Annotated in this window: 11 protein-coding genes and 1 pseudogene; 3 read left to right on the forward strand and 9 right to left on the reverse strand. The window is 45.6% G+C overall.

Going from position 1 to position 18,989, the window contains the following annotated elements; all coding sequences use genetic code 11:
- From QZ735_RS10220 to QZ735_RS10240, 5 genes are all read right to left on the reverse strand, one after another.
- The coding region (locus QZ735_RS10220) for an SDR family NAD(P)-dependent oxidoreductase (RefSeq protein ID WP_294247816.1) at positions 1-160 on the reverse strand (160 nt) is incomplete at its 3' end.
- Between the two features lie 278 nt (positions 161-438).
- Positions 439-2,022, reverse strand: coding sequence for a calcineurin-like phosphoesterase C-terminal domain-containing protein (locus QZ735_RS10225; protein ID WP_294247779.1), 1,584 nt, complete (start codon positions 2,020-2,022; stop codon positions 439-441).
- A 146-nt stretch (positions 2,023-2,168) separates the two neighbouring features.
- On the reverse strand, positions 2,169-3,620 hold the full coding sequence (locus QZ735_RS10230; RefSeq protein WP_294247782.1) for a SusD/RagB family nutrient-binding outer membrane lipoprotein: 1,452 nt from the start codon (positions 3,618-3,620) through the stop codon (positions 2,169-2,171).
- 12 nt (positions 3,621-3,632) lie between these two features.
- A complete protein-coding gene (locus tag QZ735_RS10235) occupies positions 3,633-6,608 on the reverse strand; it encodes a SusC/RagA family TonB-linked outer membrane protein (protein WP_294247792.1) in 2,976 nt (991 codons plus the stop codon).
- A gap of 327 nt (positions 6,609-6,935) precedes the next feature.
- Entirely contained in the window at positions 6,936-7,682 is a 747-nt protein-coding gene (locus QZ735_RS10240; RefSeq protein WP_294247795.1) for a glycerophosphodiester phosphodiesterase family protein, read from the reverse strand.
- Positions 7,683-7,959: 277 nt separating this feature from the next.
- Here QZ735_RS10240 and QZ735_RS10245 point away from each other — a divergent pair, with 277 nt between their 5' ends.
- Positions 7,960-8,784, forward strand: coding sequence for a GLPGLI family protein (locus QZ735_RS10245; RefSeq protein WP_294247799.1), 825 nt, complete (start codon positions 7,960-7,962; stop codon positions 8,782-8,784).
- A gap of 158 nt (positions 8,785-8,942) precedes the next feature.
- Here QZ735_RS10245 and QZ735_RS10250 read toward each other — a convergent pair whose 3' ends face one another.
- On the reverse strand, positions 8,943-10,271 hold the full coding sequence (locus tag QZ735_RS10250) for a sigma-54 dependent transcriptional regulator (RefSeq protein ID WP_294247802.1): 1,329 nt from the start codon (positions 10,269-10,271) through the stop codon (positions 8,943-8,945).
- Between the two features lie 234 nt (positions 10,272-10,505).
- On the opposite strand from QZ735_RS10250, the gene QZ735_RS10255 reads away from it, so the two are divergent.
- Positions 10,506-13,085, forward strand: coding sequence for a T9SS type A sorting domain-containing protein (locus QZ735_RS10255; RefSeq protein ID WP_294247804.1), 2,580 nt, complete (start codon positions 10,506-10,508; stop codon positions 13,083-13,085).
- A gap of 336 nt (positions 13,086-13,421) precedes the next feature.
- The gene (locus tag QZ735_RS10260; protein WP_294247807.1) at positions 13,422-13,991 is read left to right on the forward strand and encodes a hypothetical protein; all 570 of its coding nucleotides are present in this window, start codon (positions 13,422-13,424) and stop codon (positions 13,989-13,991) included.
- A gap of 652 nt (positions 13,992-14,643) precedes the next feature.
- Here the strand turns inward: QZ735_RS10260 and QZ735_RS10265 are convergent.
- From QZ735_RS10265 to QZ735_RS10275, 3 genes and pseudogenes are all read right to left on the reverse strand, one after another.
- Positions 14,644-16,224: a T9SS type A sorting domain-containing protein gene (locus QZ735_RS10265; RefSeq protein WP_294247810.1), complete on the reverse strand. Its 1,581-nt coding sequence runs from the start codon at positions 16,222-16,224 to the stop codon at positions 14,644-14,646.
- 617 nt (positions 16,225-16,841) lie between these two features.
- Positions 16,842-17,384 (reverse strand): hypothetical protein, encoded by a 543-nt coding sequence (locus QZ735_RS10270; protein ID WP_294247813.1) that lies wholly within the window; start codon positions 17,382-17,384, stop codon positions 16,842-16,844.
- Between the two features lie 18 nt (positions 17,385-17,402).
- A pseudogene (locus tag QZ735_RS10275) lies at positions 17,403-18,989 on the reverse strand (hypothetical protein); the annotation flags it as partial.

The raw sequence follows: 18,989 nt of genomic DNA on the forward strand, positions 1-18,989 counted from the left end.
CGCCCAGCTTCTGGATTTCATCAACCGTCATTTTAAGGTTTTCTTCATTTCTCCCCGTAATTCCGATGTTGACGCCTTCTGCTGCCAGTGCCAGTGCCACCGCTTTTCCCAATCCTCTTCCGCCGCCGGTAATTACGGCATTTTTTCCGTTGATGTTCATTTTTTATATTTTTTTATTCGCAGATGCAAATTTACGAAAGATGATCGGGAAATACAGTCCTCAGGAGATATGGTGACGATCGATATAATAAATGTGTAAATTTTTGAGGTTGAGATTTAGTTTTAGGTTTAGTTTAAAATTAAACCGATCCAAAAGCGTCCAATTCTAAACTTTCAAGGTTTTGAAAAACTTGAAGGTTTGTCTGTTCAGTTATTAAAAAGTAAAACCGGCCCAAAAGCGGGCCGGTTTCTTTGAAAGTATAGTAAAAAATGAAAAAATCAGGGAATAAGGACCTGGTTCTGTACATCGAATTCTTCCGTTGCGGAGAATTGGTTTCCATACATATCCGTTGCTCTTACCTCAACCTTATGTTTTCCTAAGGAAAGTTTTTTCGGGAATTCTCCTGTCCAGATGTGTTTGGACATTTCCGGATTGGAAGGCCTTCTGCCCGCCAGCATGGTCTGGGTAGTATCCCATTTGAAAACCGACATGGAAAAACCCGGGTCTACGGTTTCGTCGTACTGCATGTCTTCCCATTTGCCACCGTCGATCCTGTATTCCACCTTATCTTTTCTGCTTCCCATAAAGAAGTTGGCCAATACTTTTGCCGAAGTTTTTGAAGGGAACGGAATGATCTTCGGAACGTATAAGTTGATCTGGTAATCTTCCGGTTTTCCGGCCGTTTTGTATTTTACTTTGTATTCGTTATCGCTGAAGCTGATGAAGGAATATCCTTTGGCCGTACCGTCTCTCATGGTAGAGGTCGGTAATCCCAGGTCATCGGAAGTTCCGGACCACCAGTCGCCGCAGGTTGTCCCGACGTTGTATTCGTGAAGGTCTTTGGAACCGTTCCAGCCCGCTTCTTTCCCGTAGAATAATTGCTGCTGAATGTGGGTGTGTGCCGATAATAGCAAAGCATTTTTAAAAGGTGCCAGGAAACCGAACAGTTTCTGACGGTCGGAATTCCTGAAATTATCTTCGTTGGTATGCTCTAAAGGAATGTGGAAAGAAACGACGATCAACTTATTTTTATCCACCAGTTTCAGGTCGTTCTCAATAAATTTCAGCTGGTCTTCACGGAAGCCGCCCCAATAGCCTTTGCCATCGCGTGGATCCGGGTACAGGATATCGTCCAGCACCATAAAGTGAACATTCCCGTAATTAAAGGAATAATTGGCCGGGCCGAAATTGGATTCAAAGGTTTCGTCGGAAAGCATATCTTCCTTTGCATCATAGTTCATATCATGATTCCCCATCACATTGTACCATGGCAGCCCTACTTCCTTCATGATATCCGCATACGGTTTCTGCAGGCTCAGGTTGTCACCCACCAGGTCGCCGAGGCTGATTCCCAGCACGGCATTTTTCTTGGTTCCCTTTACTTCGTTTACGATGGCTCTCCTGAAATAATCCAGCTGCTTTTCCGTGTAAGGCTGCGGATCTCCGAAAACCAGGATATCGAAATTCTTGCTTTCATTCTGCCTGTTTAAGGCAAAGTTTATTTCTTTCGGAAGCGCTCCCGTCGGTGCGGAACCTTTGTACTTGAAATCCGCCGGCGACCCTTTCGGTTTGTACTGATAATAATATTGCGGAAGGTTATTCCCGTTTACGGGCGTCATGTATCCGGAAGGCTTGATCACGAAGATCGTCTGCCCCTCCTGAACCGGCAGGCTGTACCGTCCGTTTTTATCGGTAAGTACGACCTGGGCTCCGTTGGACACTGCTACCCCTTCGATTCCTTTTTCCCTGTTTTCCTTCTTCTGGTTTTTATTAGTGTCTTCATACACATACCCTGAAACGGAAGCCTGTGAGAATGCCATGGCCGAGATGAGCAGGCAGGGCATTAAAAATTGTATGTTCATTTAATTTTGATTAATTTGTTTGTGACTGCCGGTTTTTAACGCTACGTCCGCAAAGGATTTTGTTTAAAACCGTTAATTTTTTTCGTTCTTAAGGGCGTTACCAATCAGCAACTGATTAATGATAATTGCTTAATTTTATTATTTAATTATGGTTTATTCCACCATACTTTTACGTTGATGTTGTCGCCGCCCATCTGCTGTACGGCAGCCTGATAATTGGACGTATTCAATACTCTCGGGTTTGGCGGATACATAAGTCTTGACGGCATGATTCCGTTGTTCAGCAGGCCCCCGTTGTTGGGAAGTACCGGAAAACCGGTTCTTCTTTTTTCAAACCACTGCTGCTGGTCTACGAAGAAGAGCGCGACATATTTCTGAAGCATGATCCTCTCCAGGGTTCCGTTGTACGCCACATTGGCATTGCTGAAATAATTGGACGGCATGGTAGCTCCCCACTGCTCGATCGTTGCCTTGACGCCGTTTTCATAATATGTCTGGGCACTTCCTGAAATAACCCCTTTGAAGGCCAGTTCCGAAAGAATAAACTGCAGCTCGGCATAAGGATAGACCAGGATATTCAGCGGCGCCTTTGACAGGTTCTGGTTCATATTGGAAGGCTGGTAATCAAAAGTGGTCCCGTAGGCATACCCGGAAGGCGCACCTTTATACCCGATGTTGGCATTCGACAGGTTTTTTGCCTGGCTGAAGAACATCGACATCCGCGGATCATTATTCGCCTTTAACGTTTCCACGAAAAAGGCCGAAGCAGCCCTTCCCGTAGTAAAGTCCTGAGGCCTGGTAATCGGCGGAAGAAGCGGGGCTACTCCGGTTACCGCTACTTTGGCCGTTTCAGAGTTGCTCTGAAAGATCGGATAGGTTGTCGGATTGCTGATAATTTCCTGGATCCTGGCCTTTACATTCACCTCGCCGTCTTTGCTCAATATCCTGGTAAGCAGCCTCAGGGATAGTGAGTTGCAGAATTTTTTCCAGTTAAGGATACCGTTGGCATCGCTTTCGGCTTTATAAAAAAGATCAGGGCCGCCCAATGCTTTCGAGGTGACGAAAAGGGAATTGGCCGCCTTCAGGTCATCCAGCAGTTTAACATAAATATCCTGCTGCCGGTCGAATCTCGGCTGGGCGATGCCTTCTTCCAGACTGGAAGCTTCCGAAAACGGTACGTCGCCATAGGTATCGGTAAGATTGGAATAGATCCACGCATTCATCACCATGGAAATCGCCAGATAATTCGGGTCGTTGTCCCTTTCTGCGGCAAATCTCATGTCTTTAAGCTGCTTGATCCATTTGTAGCTGTTGTTCCAGAACCCGGCGCCCGTATTTTCGGTGATGTTGTACCGGCTCAGGGTGTTTCCTTCATTGGGAAAATCCAGGGAAACCTGCATCAGGTCAAAAGTGAAATCATTAGCCCTCATATAGTTAACGGCCGCCATATTGTACTGTACGGGAAGCAACAGTTTTGAGGCTACCGGTTCGCTGCTCCGGCTGTTATCGGTATTCACGTCATCTAGGCTCCTGCTGCAGGATACCGGGATCAGTCCGATGCCTGCAACCAATATGATATGTAAAAACAGTTTTTTCATGTTGTAAGATTTTTAAAATTTAACATTAAGCTGGATCCCTACGGTTCTGGCTGTCGGCAGCTGGCCTATTTCCACACCCGGTGTGATCTGGCTGTCGTTCAAAGTAGCGGCTTCCGGATCGAAGAGCGGGAATTTGGTCCACATCCAGAGGTTACGGCCAAATAAGGCAAGGGTAAGATCATTTATTTTCAGCTGTTCGGTAATGCTTCTCGGGAAGGTATAGGAAATGCGGGCATCCCTCAGCTTGATAAAAGAAGTATCGAAAGTGTTGGTCTCCACATTAGCTCTTCTGTAGTAGTCGGCATAGTAACTGGATAATAAAATGGCTTTGGTATTGGACGAAAATGATCCGTCCGGGTTCTGTACCACACCGTTTCCTACAATCATCCCGTTCGGGTTTTCCCTGCCCATCAGGGTATGCTCCAGTTTTCCCTGTTCGGTCATTTTGTGGTGGGACTGGGAATAGGCCATTCCTTTGTACTGCCCGTCGAAAGAGAAGCTTACCGTAATTCCTTTGTACCTGAACTCGTTCTGGATTCCGGCCCTCCATTCCGGATAGGCATTCCCGATCCGCTTCATCTGGGTAGGTTTTGCCGTCAGTCCGTCCGTTGCATTATAGATTACCTGGCCGTCTGGAGAATACATCAGGCCGTAACCGTACATATCTCCCAGTGATCCACCCACTACAGCATTGAAGTAAACGACTCCTCCTACGCTTCCCATCGTGTAAGGCTCCCCATTGAATTCATCGGGAAGGGAAAGGATCTTATTCCTGTTCATAGACCAGTTGGCATTCACGGCCCATGAGAAGTTCTTGTTTTTCACCGGAAAAGCGTTCAGGGTAACTTCCAGTCCGCGGTTCCTTACTTCCCCGGCATTGATAACCTTACTGCTGAACCCGGTTTCCCAGAGGGTCGGAATTCTTACGATCTGGTCTTTGGAGTTGTTCTGATACGCGGTAAGCGTGTAGCTGAGCCTGTTTTTCAGGATGCTGAAATCCATTCCGGCTTCGATGCTGGTAATCATATTAGGACGGAGACCCGGATTCGGGTATAAGGACGGGGATTCCACCGATCCTACGAAATCACTGTTGTTGTAATATTTAACCAGCTGGTAAGGATCGGAGTCGTTTCCTACCCTGGACCAGGAGGCCCTGAATTTCCAGAAATTGAAGCGGTCTGAAGTCAGGTTAAAGATATCGGAAAGAATGAATGATGTAGCCGCCGAAGGATAAAAATAAGAACGGTTCTCTACCGGAAGCGAGCTGCTCCAGTCGTTCCTCGCGGTGAGATCAAGGAATATTTTATTCTGATAGCTGATCGTGGACAGGGCATAGGTGCTGTTTACCTGGCGGTCGTTCGGTTTGGCAAATCTTGAGATATTCGAAATGGCATTCGGCAGAGAATAGACCCCCGGCCGGAGCAGGCCTTCTGCGATCTGATCATTCATCACATATTCCACGTACCGGATATTTCCGCCTGCAGATGCACTGAAATCAAAGTCGCCGAATTTGTTCTTGTAGGTAAATAATACATCGTTGTTCATGTCCATCAGCTTGATATGCTGTTCCCGGTACATTCCCTGCAGGTAATTGGCAGAACTCCATGGTCTCTTCTGGGTACGGAGTTCATTGGTAAGCTCCATTCCCGAGCGGATCATGACATCAAAGTTTTTGGTAATTTTATAATTGAGGTTTACGTTTCCGGTAATAAAATTTTTATCTACCCCGTTCAGCATTTCGTAAGCGATGAGGTAAGGATTGTCGATAAAGGAACTGAACGGATGGATCTGCTCTACCTGTTCTTTCCCGGCTTTCCAGATCGGCCTGTACCAGGAAAGGTCTACATTCGGATTCTGGAAGATCATGAAATAGGAAATGGACTGGTTGCTGTACCCGGTTGCCGGAAGGTTATCGCTTTTGGTCTTGCTGTAATTGATCTTGATTCCCACTTTCAGTTTTTCGCTGATCTTGTGATCTACAGAAAAAGCGGCAGAGAACCTGTCGAAGCCGGTATTCGGCATCATCCATTCGTTTTTAAGGTAGGTCAGGGAAGACCGGAAAGCAGTATTGTCGTTGGAAGCTTCCAGCGCGATGTTATTGGAAAAAGTAGTGCCGGTTTCCCAGAATCCTTTGATGTTGTCTTTATACGGTCTCCACAACTGGCGCTGAAGACTCTGGCCTTCTACTGAAGGATCATACTGGAAAAAGGACTGTCCGGCAAACCTCGGACCGAAGGCACTGCTGGTAGAGCCGGTATTCACCCCGTCTGCGGAAGCACCGTAAGAATAGTAGAAATTTCCTTTGGCATCTTTCTGAAGCGTCCCCTGGCCGTACTCATACTGGTAATCCGGCCATTTCAGGACCGTATCATAGCTGGAATAGGAATTCAAAGTGATCTGTACTTTCCCTTTCCTGCTTTTCCCGGATTTTGTGGTGATCATGATGGCTCCTCCGGCCCCTCTTGATCCGTACAGTGCCGAGGCAGTGGCACCTTTCAGTACGGTGATGGATTCGATGTCATCCGGATTAATCGTGTTGATGCCGTTTCCGTAATCAATCGGAAGGTCTGCTTTGGAACCGGCTCCGTACGCAGAGAAGCCCGTACCGGTGGTGCTGTTGTTCAACGGGATGCCGTCTACCACAATCAGGGCATTGTTCTGGTCGGGATTCATGGAGATGTCTCCTCTCAGCTTGATAATGGAGCTGCCGAGCGGCCCGGCACCGGCCGTCTGGATCTTCAGTCCCGCCACTTTTCCTTCGAGTGCCTGGGACCAGTTGTTGTTCTGGGTCCTCAGCAGTTCTTCGGATTTAATGGTCTCCGCAACATATCCCAATGATTTGTCCTGCCTTTTAATTCCAAGTGCCGTTACCACTACTTCGTCGATGCTCTTAATGGTATCCCGCCTGGCTTTTTGCTGAGCTGCCATATTGACGCTTACCAATCCTAAAAGCGACAAAATAAACAGCTTCTGTGTCTCTTTACGCATATCCTTTTGTTTGCGCAAAAATAGAACGACATTATGAGTAGCGTTTTAATAAGGTTTTAACATATATTAAAGAATTATTAAACGGTATATTAATTTATGTTTAACAGAAATCAATACCTTTCTGATTAACAGCTGTTTGAAACCATTACCGATTATTAATGCAGTTTACTCATTTTCATTGCCTACCTTTATTGTCTTTTTATGGGAAAATAACAGATACCACTTACCTACCTCACCTGGTATCCGGATCAGGGATAATTTGTATTCAGACAAAAAACAGCCTGTCTTTAGAGGACAGGCTGTTTTCAGTTTTATTGGAATGCCGGTTTATTTATCTTTCAGCTGATCCGGGATATTGGTGGTTACGAAACCGATGTTCTGCTTTTTAAGTTCTTCGAACACATCCGGATCATTTACGGTCCAGGCATTGGTAATCAGCCCCAATGCATTGGCTTCGGCAATCCAGGCCGGGTTTTTCTGGAAGATGCTGTAGTGGTAATCGATCCCGTCCAGCCCTTCTTTCTTAATCTCCTGCGGAGAAAGCTCCCCTTTCAGGTACTGCACTTTAAAGGAAGGGGCCAGCTTTTTGATTTCCTTACAGATGTTCAGGCTGAAGGAAATGAACTCGCACTGGGATTCCAGCTTCATGTCTTTGATCATCTGAATGGTTTTTGCCGTCAGCTCGTTTTCCTTTTCTTTTGTCTTGTCGGGTTTTATTTCCACTATCAGCTTTAATGCCCGGTCTTTTTTCCCTTTATTCAGATAGTCTTTCAGCGTAGGGAAATTCTCACCGTTGGATAGCTTTACCTTTTCAAGATCCCCGAAACTGGTTTCAGAGATCTCCATTTTCGCATGGTGCTCATCATGGTTCACTACCAGAATACCGTCTTTGGTCATCCTGACATCGAATTCTGCGCCGTAAATTTTCAGCTTCTGTGCATTTTCCAATGCTTTGAGTGAATTTTCCGTAGTCGGCGGCTGGGTCTGCCAATAGCCCCTGTGGGCGATAATCCGGGTTTGTGCCTTCATAATAACGGTGCCTGCAATTGCCAACCCTAAGATAAGTTTTTTCATAATATAACTGAATAATTAAATGAAAAGCCATCCGGCTTTATGATAAAGATAAGATTTAATTTTTAATCTGCGTTTCTGCAAAGATATTGCTGATTGTACGGCCCGTGTTTTAAATAGATGTTAACATTGTTTTAAATCCAACCGGCACCGCCGAACGGGTCTATAAAGGCCAGGTATCCGGAAAAAGGGATGGCTGATCACCGCCATTCACAATTTATTCACTTTAGTGTGTATAAAAATACTATATTTGAGGTAAAACTAAAACCCTATTATTTCCATGCACAGGATCATCATTGCCTTATTACTCTTACTTAATCAATTCTCTAAAGGCCAGAATAAGCGTTTTGTCTATGAATATAGTTTCGCTCAGGATTCCACCCATCTTGATACCAGGGAAAAGGAACTTTTGAATTTAGACATCGGAAAAACCGGTTCCAAATTCTATGCTTCTGAAGTTCCTGAACAGGATTCTCTTGTGAAAATCAAAGAGCGGCCCATAGGAAAATATCCTTATCAGGGAATTAAGTTTTTAGAGTTGATCATAAAGAAATACCCGGAATTCACGATCGATTTCTACACCAGCTGCCAGAATTATTATAAGGTCAATATGAATAAAAAATTAAACTGGCAGATTTCTCCGGAGAAAGATCAGTTTCTGGGCATGCCTGTTCAAAAAGCAACGACGGTACTTAATAAAAGGAAATGGACCGTATGGTTCACACCGGATATTCCTATTCAGGATGGCCCCTATTTTTTCCAGGGACTTCCCGGCCTGGTGGTAAAGGCAGAAGATGAGAATAAAGGAATTTCATTTACTTTGGTAGCGATTAAATCATTATCTGCTTTTGATATAAAAGACATTCCTTATTATTTCAGGCTTGACCCTATCAGTATAGATGAAAACGATTTAAGAAAAATTATTAAAAACTATTATGAAAAGCCGGCTCCTATGAAGGCTGGAAATAGTGAAGATGATGTGCACTATTATGACAATTCAGGAAAAGAACTTGCTTGGCCGGAATTCTCCAGAATGATGGAACAAAACAATAAAAATGCCTTGAAGAAAAGAAATAATCTTCTAAGATGGGATATTATAAAATAGGATACCGCACGCTTTCTGTTTTTAGTGTTAAGAATGGCTTCAGCTCAAAGCAGTTCCCGGGTCGTCCAATGCCGTTCACAATGTCGTTAAACCCGATGCTGTTGATAACGGACTACGATAAGCTTCAGTGATCCGAAGAACTTTAGCGTCCTCCGCACTTACCGCAGTTCATACTCTTCCAGCTTACGGTACAATGTGGCAATCCCTATTTCCAGCAGACGGGCGGCCTCGGCCTTGTTGCCTTTGGTATACGCCAGGACTTTCCGGATGTGTTCCTGCTCCAGGGATTTCATGCTCAGGGAATCCTGTATGCCGGTAGAAGGCTGTTCCGGATACCGGGGCAGGCTATCGGTCTCCAGCAGGGGTCCGTTCATCAGGATCAGGCTCCTTTCCACGGTGTTGCGGAGTTCGCGGATATTGCCTTTCCAGTCGTTCTTTTCCAGCATTTTATAATACTCCGGACTTGCCTTGATGCCGGAAAGGTTCAGCTTCCGCGAGAAGACATCGATGAAATTCTGCGTCAGCGCCCTGAGATCTTCTTTCCTTTCGCGGAGTGCGGGAAGGCGGATCTCGAAGATGTTCAGCCGGAAATACAGATCTTCGCGGAAATTCCCGTGCCGGATTTCCTCTTCCAGGTTGCGGTTGGTCGCGGCAATCAGCCTGAAATCCGATTTCGAGACTTTGGTTTCACCCATTTTGATGAATTCTTTCGTTTCCAGCACACGGAGCAGCCTGGCCTGCAGATCAACGGGCATCTCCCCGATTTCATCCAGGAACAGGGTGCCGCCGTTGGCTTCCTCCACCAGTCCCTTTTTGTCTTTTACCGCGCCGGTAAAGGCCCCGGCCTTATGCCCGAAGAGTTCGCTTTCTAGGATTTCCCTGCTGAAAGCGGAGCAGTTGATGGCGACGAAACTGTTTCTATTTCTTTCCCCCGCTTCATGGATGGCATGCGCAAAAACTTCTTTTCCGGTTCCGGTTTCACCGGTCAGCAGCACCGTAGCATCAGTAAGGGCAACCCTTTCCGCCAGTTTTTTAGCCTGCAGGATGAGCGGTGAACTTCCGATGACCGAACCGAAGCCTTTCGGCATTGCGCTTTTCTGTATTTTTTTTGAAGAATTGTCTTTTGCCTTTTCCAGTGCCCTGTATACCAGCGGGATGATTTTGTCATTGTCATCGCCCTTCACCAGATAATCATAAGCCCCGTTTTTCATGGCCTGTACGGCATCCGTAATATTTCCGAAGGCGGTCATCAGAATGATTTCCAGGTGGGGATATTTCGCTTTTATGGATTTCACCAGGTCAACCCCGAATGCATCCGGAAGCCGTACGTCACTCAGCACCACATCAAATTCATGATGTTCCAGCATCGTCAGGGCCGAACGTGCGGTGGAAGCCTCTTTTATATTGAATCCTTCCTGGCTAAGGATCATTCCCAGCAGTTTCAGGAGCTTGATTTCATCATCAATGATCAGTATATTTCCGGACATGGCGGTATTTTTGGAAAACTGATGCAAACTTATTGAATTTATCCGGAAGCTGCGATAAAATGCCGGTGTTTGTGACAGGGATAAAGGGAATTGTAATGCTGTACCCGGAATAAAAGAACAGACCATCCTACCGGTCCCTGAAAAAAGAAATCAAAAGGTTTATGCATTTCCGGATACTGGCTTTTAATCCAATTAATATCATTAATTTAGCCGAAACTAATTGATTCATACTTTATGGGAAAAATATACGCTATTCTATGGCTGATGTTGCTTTCTTTTTCAGGTTTCAACAGCCTTTACGCACAAAATAAATATGTACAGGATCCTGCTTTCAATGCAGCTTTCCAGACCAATAAACTCTTTATCGACGGAAAAATGGGGATCGATTTCAGTGTTCCCCAGCCGGACGGTAAAATCCTCGTAATCTACAGGACCTATGGCATTGTGGTGGGCGGGGAATCCTATAATATGGTTAGGATCAATCCTGACAATACTGCTGATACAGGCTTTACCACGGCAGCTTTTGATAAAGAAGTAAAGAGTGTGGTGCTGCAGCCTGACGGCAAAATAATCATTGCCGGTGCTTTCAATCTCCACAATAATGCTGCTGCCAATTATATCATAAGGCTGAATACGGACGGAAGCAGGGATACGACCTTCAATCCCGGGACGTTTGCTTTTCAGCAGAACGTAGTGAAGAAGATATTGAGAAAAGTTGTCCTGCAGGCTGACGGAAAAATCCTGGTAGCCGGGAATATTTCCGCCTATGCAGGGATGGCTCACAATTCAATGGTAAGGCTGAATCCTGATGGTTCTACCGATACTTCATTTCATGCAAGCACACAGTTCCAAAGCGATTTTTATTATTTCGATTTGCAGCCGAACGGAAAGATCGTGGCAGTAGATTCCGACTCCTATCCAATAAGGCTTAACTCCGATGGCAGCAATGATCCGTCATTCCATGTATATACTCCCGGCACCTTCAGTAAAATCCGGAATCTTACCATCCGGAATGACGGCAAGATCTATCTGGCAGGAAAGGGCACTTTTTTTTCAGGGACACAATACCTGGTCCGCCTGAATGCCGACGGATATTATGACAATACATTTTCAACGAATTCATTTTATCTGAACTTCCCTCCGGATTCCACCTCAAACGGCGTATATGCGCTCCTCGTTCAACCGGACGGGAAGCTCCTCGTAGGAGGTAACTTTTCAAGCTACGGCGGACAGCCTGTTGCAGGTATCATGCGGCTGAACGATGATGCTACCCTGGATACCACTTTTCAAGGGAAAGTCACCCATTTGATCAACGGCTATTCCTATCAGGATCATATAGACCACCTGAGCTTCCACCCGAGTGGCAATGTAATCGCCTCCGGCTCCATCAAATATTATAATCAGGATTATGCAGGCAATATTGTGATGTTCAACCCGTCCAGCGGCAGCAGGATCACGTCTTTCCAGAATATCTGCAAAGGATTTGACAAGGCTGCGGAAAGAATATTCATCCAGCCGGACGGTAAGATTATCGTTACAGGCTGGTTCCATTCATATAATGGTGTGGCAACGGATAAAATCGTGCGTCTGAACCCGGACGGATCTGTCGACACCAGCTTTGCATTCCCTACCAGCACCTACTTTTATGCCCAATCTGTTCCGAAGGAAATCAAGTTTTCGGCAGATGGTAAAATTTTCCTGGGAACCTACGGAAGCATAGGGACAGATGAATCCAGAGGGGCACTTCTGAGATTAAATTCCAACGGAAGCCTGGACAGCTCTTATTTCAGTACCGTCGGAAACGATATCGGACTGGTGGGAAGCCTACTGGGAAATAATTTCATCCTCTTTAACGACGGAAGGGTTCTCACGCCTAAAATGATCGGATATTTAAGCAACAGTACGGGATTTGTGAGCATTACCAAGATTTTATCTTTACTGAATGCGGACGGAACGCTTAATACCACCGGTAACTACACAGATCCGTATCTGGGATACGTCTCAAAAATGAAGCTGTTGCCGGATGGGAAAGTCCTGGTTACAGGTTCCGATTCGGGAAGCGGCAATGCCACCATCAAAAGGATGCTGACCAACGGACAGGTAGACAATACATTTACCACCGTTACTTCACAACCGAGCATCTGGGATATCTTCCCCGCGGCAAACGGTAAAATTTATGCAGTTTCCAATTTATTGTCCGGTCATACGCTGATGCGTTTCAATACAGACGGAACCCTCGATAATACATTTGTCATACAGACTTTTAATGACGGGATGGCTACCCAATATGCGGCTCTGGAGTTTGAAAACAACGGAAAATTCTTTACAGGGCAGCCGGAAGCCGCCAACCCGAAAAGACTCACAAGACATAATGAGAACGGAACTTACGATACCACCTTTGATATCGGTACCGGATTCCAGTCTTATACAGGAAGGTTCTATACCGATGTTGTGGCTGATATCAAAAAACAGGGGACCGGCATTCTGGTGGCAGGAGCTTTAAGAAGCTTCGACGGCCAGCCGGTCAATGGTCTTGCAAGGCTTGTCCCTCAGGAAACCCTGGATGCTAAAGAACAATATCGATCCGTAAAAGACATACTGATCCATCCCAATCCTACCACAGGAATTCTTCATGTCAAAGCTGAAGGATACAGCCGGTATGAAGTAACGGATGCTGCCGGAAGAACTGTTGTACGTTCAGCCAAAGTACAACCGGTTATCGATGTTTCGCATCTTGCAGCAGGCCTCTATTACCTGATCCTGAAAGGCGAAAAAGAAACATCAGTACAGAAATTCATCAAAAAGCAGAATTAAACGGGAAGTCGGAAAATATGGCGACTGACGGCATTACCAGAATGCTGTATAGGAAAATCCTGCCCGGTTCATGATGGGTGGAATAATCCTGTTTTACCGTAATATAAGAACGGATTTCCCTCTCAGGTCCTGCCGGCAATACAGTTTGCATGTATTTCGTCCCTGCCCATATACTTTTCGTTGAGAAGCTGCTGTTACGTTTCATGATCACTCAAACTTCGTATTTTTATTTTTAAAAGTCAGACCATTCAGATGCGTGCAGAAATTAGGGAACACATGCTTAATCATTCATCTATTTCCTTATCATACCCGGAATCTATCGTAAAACAAAACGTTATGGAAATCAGTAAAAATAAAGGGCTGTGCGGTTTTCAGCCCTACGAATTCAGAAGCCTGCTGGAAGGAAATACATTGGTTACCGGATATACCTATAAAAACAGAAAAATAAAAGACCTTCTTATCAGTGATGGTGAAGATTATATCTATGAGGATGACGATGTGATTCTTTATACTCCAACGGAAATTACAGAGGATGCCCTGTTTTCGTTTATCATTAAAAAAAAGTTCCTGGTTTATGAAAACAACACTTTTTATTTTTATACAAATTTCAACCTGGACCAATCGGGAAATGATATCGATGTGATTATGATCCAGGCACAGTTGAAAAACAATGAAAATGAATGTTTTACCTGGATAGACGCCACTATCGATTACACGATTCAAACACTGCAAACACTTTCCGGAGAAAAATCACATCAATATTATCCTGAGGAGCTGGCATTTTACCTTTCCGGATATTACGGATTCAATACATTCAATAACAAGATGTTGCTGCGGAAGCTGATAAGCATTGCTGAAGTAAAAGATGTACCATCAAATGCGATGACCGGCAAATTATTTTTATAATGCCGGTTACTGTATTCGAAATCTTAAAATCATATCCGTATAATCCATCAAGTAGCTACAAGTGCCATACCCGTACAATTCAAAAGCAGTCTTTTCCGGCGGTGCTTGCTCTAACCCCGCATCCCGGAAAAAATTACTGCTGAAAATAAATATCATTATTGAATACACAGGTACCGGGCAGCCCTTTGCGGATTTATTTTTATATGTTGGATGGAAAGATAGAAAGGTGTATGCTATGTGAATTCCATAGCATCTTATTTATTTTCATCAAAGATATAAATAACATAAGTCCGAAGCAGAGATCAGGTGAAAAGATGGAATGCCGGAATTTACTTCTGCCGATATTGCTGTAAAAATTCTTATATAAAAATTATCTCTTCATCTTTTGTAAAGAATACTTCTGTTTAAAAATCCCTGATCTGCTTTCTGCTTTGAAGTTTAATTATTTGAATCTAATATATTAATAATCAATTAAATAAAATAATAAAAAAACATTACCTTATGATCCCCAGAACCAGAACCGTAAATTCTGTATAGAATTTCACTATTGACGAAATTATCCGGACAGTGCGGTACGGCAGGAATAGTATGAACAGATGCTGTAATAAAAAAACCTGTATAAAACAGGTTTTTTTAATATATCGGTGACCAGTTACTCTTTAATAAATTTTTTAGCCATATTATTCTTTCCGCCGGTTACATGTAAAAAATAAACACCCTTTTCAAGATGACCCGTACCGATTCTGGTGGTAAGCCCGTCCAGTTTCTGAATATGGATTACTCTTCCCGAAACATCGGTAATCGTAGCTTCCATAGCAGGTGTAAAATAATCAAGTTTTAAGGTAATATGGTCTTTTGCAGGATTGGGAAAAATATTAACGGAGAGTTCTTTCATCACTTCGTCGGTGGCCAGATTATTTTCCGGAGCAAGCTTTACAATCCAGACATCACTGCTTCCATGATTTCCCGTTACATCACCATTGTTCGAATCAGAACTTCCGGCGATGACATATCCTCCGTCTGTTGTCTGGACAACGTCATAGGCATTATCAATTCCGGATCCTCCCAGGCATTTCTGCCATTGAATGTTTCCTGCAGGGCTTAATTTTACAGCCCAGTAATCATACGAAAAAAGTGTGCCGGAAGCGGGATGATGTCCTATTACCTGGCCATCAGTAGAGGAAGCGCTTCCTAACACCAGATATCCGCCGTCGGCAGCCTGGATGACAGAAGAAGCCAGATCCTGTTTGCTTCCTCCCAATGCTTTTTGCCATTGGATATTGCCGTCGGCATTTAATTTTGTGACCCAATAGTCGGTTCCGTCATGATTACCGGATACATCGCCGTCGTTGGAAGAAGAGTGCCCGGCTACTATAAAACCGCCGTCTGAAGTTTTAACAAGAGACGTTGCCAACTCCTGAAATGAACCGCCTAAGGATTTTTTCCAGTAGATGACACCTCCGTCAGAATTCAATTTCAGAATCCAGTAATCTTTTCCTCCGTGGCTCCCCGTTACATCGCCGCTGTCGCCTTCCGCATATCCGGCCACCACATATCCTCCGTCCGATGTCTGCACAACAGAGGCAGCCCTGTCGTCGCCTGTTCCGCCTAATGATTTTTTCCACTGGATATTACCATTAGCATCGATTTTTACGATCCAATAATCAACATAGCCTTTATTTCCTGCTACATCACCATTGATGGAAGTAGAGCTTCCGGCAAATACATATCCGCCGTCCGTTGTAGGGATTATACTATTAATGACGTCAGAACCTGTTCCTCCAAAAGACTTCTGCCAGTACAGGATTCCGGCATCCTGATTTAACCTGGCGATCCAGCCATCTGCATTCCCATGGTTTCCGGTTACATCGCTATTGTTGGAACTGGAAACTCCTGCAACGGTATAGCCTCCATCCGCAAGCTGAATGATGGATGTTGCAAAGTCATTTCCGGTTCCGCCCAGAGATTTTTGCCACTGCAGGTTGCCCATTGCATTAAGCTTTAAAAGCCAGTAGTCTGAATTTCCATGATTTCCCGTAACATTTCCGTTATTCGAATTGGAGCTGCCTGCGATCATGAAACCTCCGTCTGCTGTCTGAATGATGGAACTGGCATATTCATCAGCTGTTCCTCCGAAAGATCTTTGCCATTCTATGGCAGGAGCCTGTGCTTTTAAAACTGTGGCAAAGAAGATACCTGCAAAAGACAGGCTTATAAGGTAGTTGAGTTTCATAGTTCTTTTTATTAATTAAGGATGCAAAGATATTATTTTATACCCAGATATAGCACCGGCAAATAAGTTTGAAGCATTATAAATGTAAACAGACTTTTCCATCTTAATTAAACAATTAAACTCTAACCCCATAAACAAATTGATAATTATACTGTTATCCTTCAACATCAGTTTATTTAAATAATATTTTCCGGAAATGTAAAAATAGATTTTATCTAGAACAGGTATTCAATATGCAACAGTTTTAATATGAAACGTAACTATTCAGAATAGGAATTCTCTCCGGTGTTGCAGTGATTGGGATCAGGATTATTTGCTTCACCTTGAAAAGTCCGTGTATGGTAAATCACTTTACCATGTGAAAAACACAGCAGGCTTATTTACAGATCGCCTATTACGGGTAATTCCAATATTTCCCATGTTAAAAAAACAGTATACATACAAAATCCCCTGTCATCTGACCGGGGATTAAAAATTAATAATCAGTATACTCAAATATACATGAATGAATGCAAATATATAAATATTTTTTCTGCTGCATCGTATTCTTCCAACTAAAACCGTTGTTTTTACCTCATAAAAATCCCGGCCTCTGAGCCGGGATTTTACCGTTGTATTTACTGGGGGGCCCAGAAGGACCATCTTTCGCCGTTGAATACGGCGAGTCTCTTGGCTCCGGTCCTGTTGACATAGACCATCATTCCCGGGGAAGGGCTCGGGATGTTGCTCACATCCGTAACGGTGGGCAGCACCATGGCCCTGGTAGCCGATTCCAGCACTACCGCTCCGGCGGCTGAGGTGGAAGCGGCCCCGATGATTACTTTCCCACCGGCAGTCTCCGCCACCGAAGGCTGGGTGGCCATTACGGAAGTGATGTTCCCGTTTTGCCCGCTCATATCGATCCATGCCGAACCGTTGTAATACCGTACCCTTGCCTGGGCTGCATTCACGGCGTCCAGTATCAGGGTGCCCTCTGCCGGGGCGGTGGGAAGGGTCCTTACATAGGGCAGGATGATCCCTTTGTTGTTGGTGTTGGCAAATTCCAGCAGTACGCTGGTTTTATTGGCCGCAGTACCCGTGGCATCTCCCATGATGACCTGTGAAAATGCAGAGGCTGAAAAAGCGACTAAGGCTGCGGTTACTATTTTTCCTGTTTTCATTTTTCTGATTTTTTTTAATTAAGGGCATGACGGGACTGAGAAACATCTCCAGGCGCCATCCGAATAGATCTTTAAGCATCTTGCCGTGGTATCGAACACCATCATCCCTTCCTGCGGGGTGGTGATGCCGGGCAGGTTGGCCGTGGCCACCCTGGTAGGGACAAACCCCTGGGTATTGGACTCGATCACGGCGTGGGCAGACTTGCGGGCCATTGGCCAGTTCCCGTTGGCTGCACCTGCATTTTTCTGAAGGGTGATCCCAAGGCGGGTGTCAATTCCGGCAGTGGCCGTATTGGCAGGGTTATAACATACCGACTGGGTATTGGTATCGGTGGCCGTATTGTTGGCCGTATTGGGATCCGTGCTGTTGGCAGGAGAGGTTACGGTGGCGGTACCGGCCAGGTTTCCGGTATAGGTCACCGGGATGCTGATGGTAACGGTATAGGTAACGGTGCCGTTTACCGGCAGGTTCACCGTATCGGCGAGGCCGCCGGTCTGTGTTCCGGTCACCGTAGTGACGGCGCCGCCGGCAGCAACTGCCGAATAAGTGACGCTGGAAGCCGGGATCCCGGAAGGGACGGGAAAGGATACTGCTGCGCCCTGCACCCCGAAAGGCCCGTTATTTCCTGCCACCACGGTGTAGGTCAGCGTAGTTCCCGGTGCATAGGTCGTTACCCCGTCGGTAACGGTGGCATACAGATCGGCGCTGAAGGCAATGGGAGCCGTAACGCAGTGCGCCCCGTCGTTGGAAGAGCTGGCAGGCGATGAGGAGATCAGCGTCCGCTGGCCGTTAGTAAGGTTGAACTGGTAGAACCCGCCGGTGTTCAGCGAGCCGTACAATTCTCCGGTGGAGGAAGCGAACATGGCCCCGAACGGGGTTACCGTACTGTTGTTTCCGATGAAGGTAACGGTAGCCGGGGAAGTGGTAAGGTCTATCGAGAGCAGCCTGCCGTCGGTATCGGAGGAGACGCTGTAGAGCCTGGCATCAGCGGTCCTGTAGGCCAGATCGGAGATATTGATGGCCTGGGAAAGGCTCAGCGCAGTGGCGCTCATCGTGGCGAGATTCACCCGGTAGAGGGTTGCATTGGAACCGGACTGTTTCACATAATAATTTCCGGAGGAATCGAATTCCCCCACGTTGAAGGTAACCCCTGTAGGAAGCCCGGAGACTGCGCCCATAAGGGTAAAAGTCCCTGAAGCATTGATCCTGACGATCGTGTTCCCGCCGTCCACCGTTCCGTACATCAGCCCGTCCACAGGATTGATCCCGATGGAGTTGATGCTGCTGGTATAGGTTGCTACGGCAGGATAGGTGAAAGGATTGGCTGCCGTATTGACCCTGTAGAGGGTATTTCCCTGGGAGATGTACATATTGGCGTTACACCCGAAAGAGGATTCGACGTTGGCCGTTACGGCGCAGGTGGTGGAAGAGTTGCCCAAGGTAAGGGTTACGGTTTTCTGTCCGGCCGCACCGGTGCCGTTGTAGGTTACCGGGACATCCACAAAGGTGGTCCCGGAAGCAATGGTAACGGTTTGCGAAGTGGTGGCAAAATCGGTACCGGATACATTGATGGTGTAGGTGCCCGGTCCGTAGACATTGGATAT

Origin of the sequence: uncultured Chryseobacterium sp. (assembly GCF_913776365.1) — a bacterium.
Classification (GTDB): Bacteria; Bacteroidota; Bacteroidia; order Flavobacteriales; family Weeksellaceae; genus Chryseobacterium.

Excerpts from the sequence above, each read along its gene's own strand:
- QZ735_RS10225 (WP_294247779.1), bottom strand. The coding sequence starts at position 2,022 with ATGAACATACAATTTTTAATGCCCTGCCTGCTCATCTCGGCCATGGCA.
- QZ735_RS10230 (WP_294247782.1), bottom strand. The coding sequence starts at position 3,620 with ATGAAAAAACTGTTTTTACATATCATATTGGTTGCAGGCATCGGACTG.
- QZ735_RS10235 (WP_294247792.1), bottom strand. The coding sequence starts at position 6,608 with ATGCGTAAAGAGACACAGAAGCTGTTTATTTTGTCGCTTTTAGGATTG.
- QZ735_RS10240 (WP_294247795.1), bottom strand. The coding sequence starts at position 7,682 with ATGAAAAAACTTATCTTAGGGTTGGCAATTGCAGGCACCGTTATTATG.
- QZ735_RS10245 (WP_294247799.1), top strand. The coding sequence starts at position 7,960 with ATGCACAGGATCATCATTGCCTTATTACTCTTACTTAATCAATTCTCT.
- QZ735_RS10250 (WP_294247802.1), bottom strand. The coding sequence starts at position 10,271 with ATGTCCGGAAATATACTGATCATTGATGATGAAATCAAGCTCCTGAAA.
- QZ735_RS10255 (WP_294247804.1), top strand. The coding sequence starts at position 10,506 with ATGGGAAAAATATACGCTATTCTATGGCTGATGTTGCTTTCTTTTTCA.
- QZ735_RS10260 (WP_294247807.1), top strand. The coding sequence starts at position 13,422 with ATGGAAATCAGTAAAAATAAAGGGCTGTGCGGTTTTCAGCCCTACGAA.
- QZ735_RS10265 (WP_294247810.1), bottom strand. The coding sequence starts at position 16,224 with ATGAAACTCAACTACCTTATAAGCCTGTCTTTTGCAGGTATCTTCTTT.
- QZ735_RS10270 (WP_294247813.1), bottom strand. The coding sequence starts at position 17,384 with ATGAAAACAGGAAAAATAGTAACCGCAGCCTTAGTCGCTTTTTCAGCC.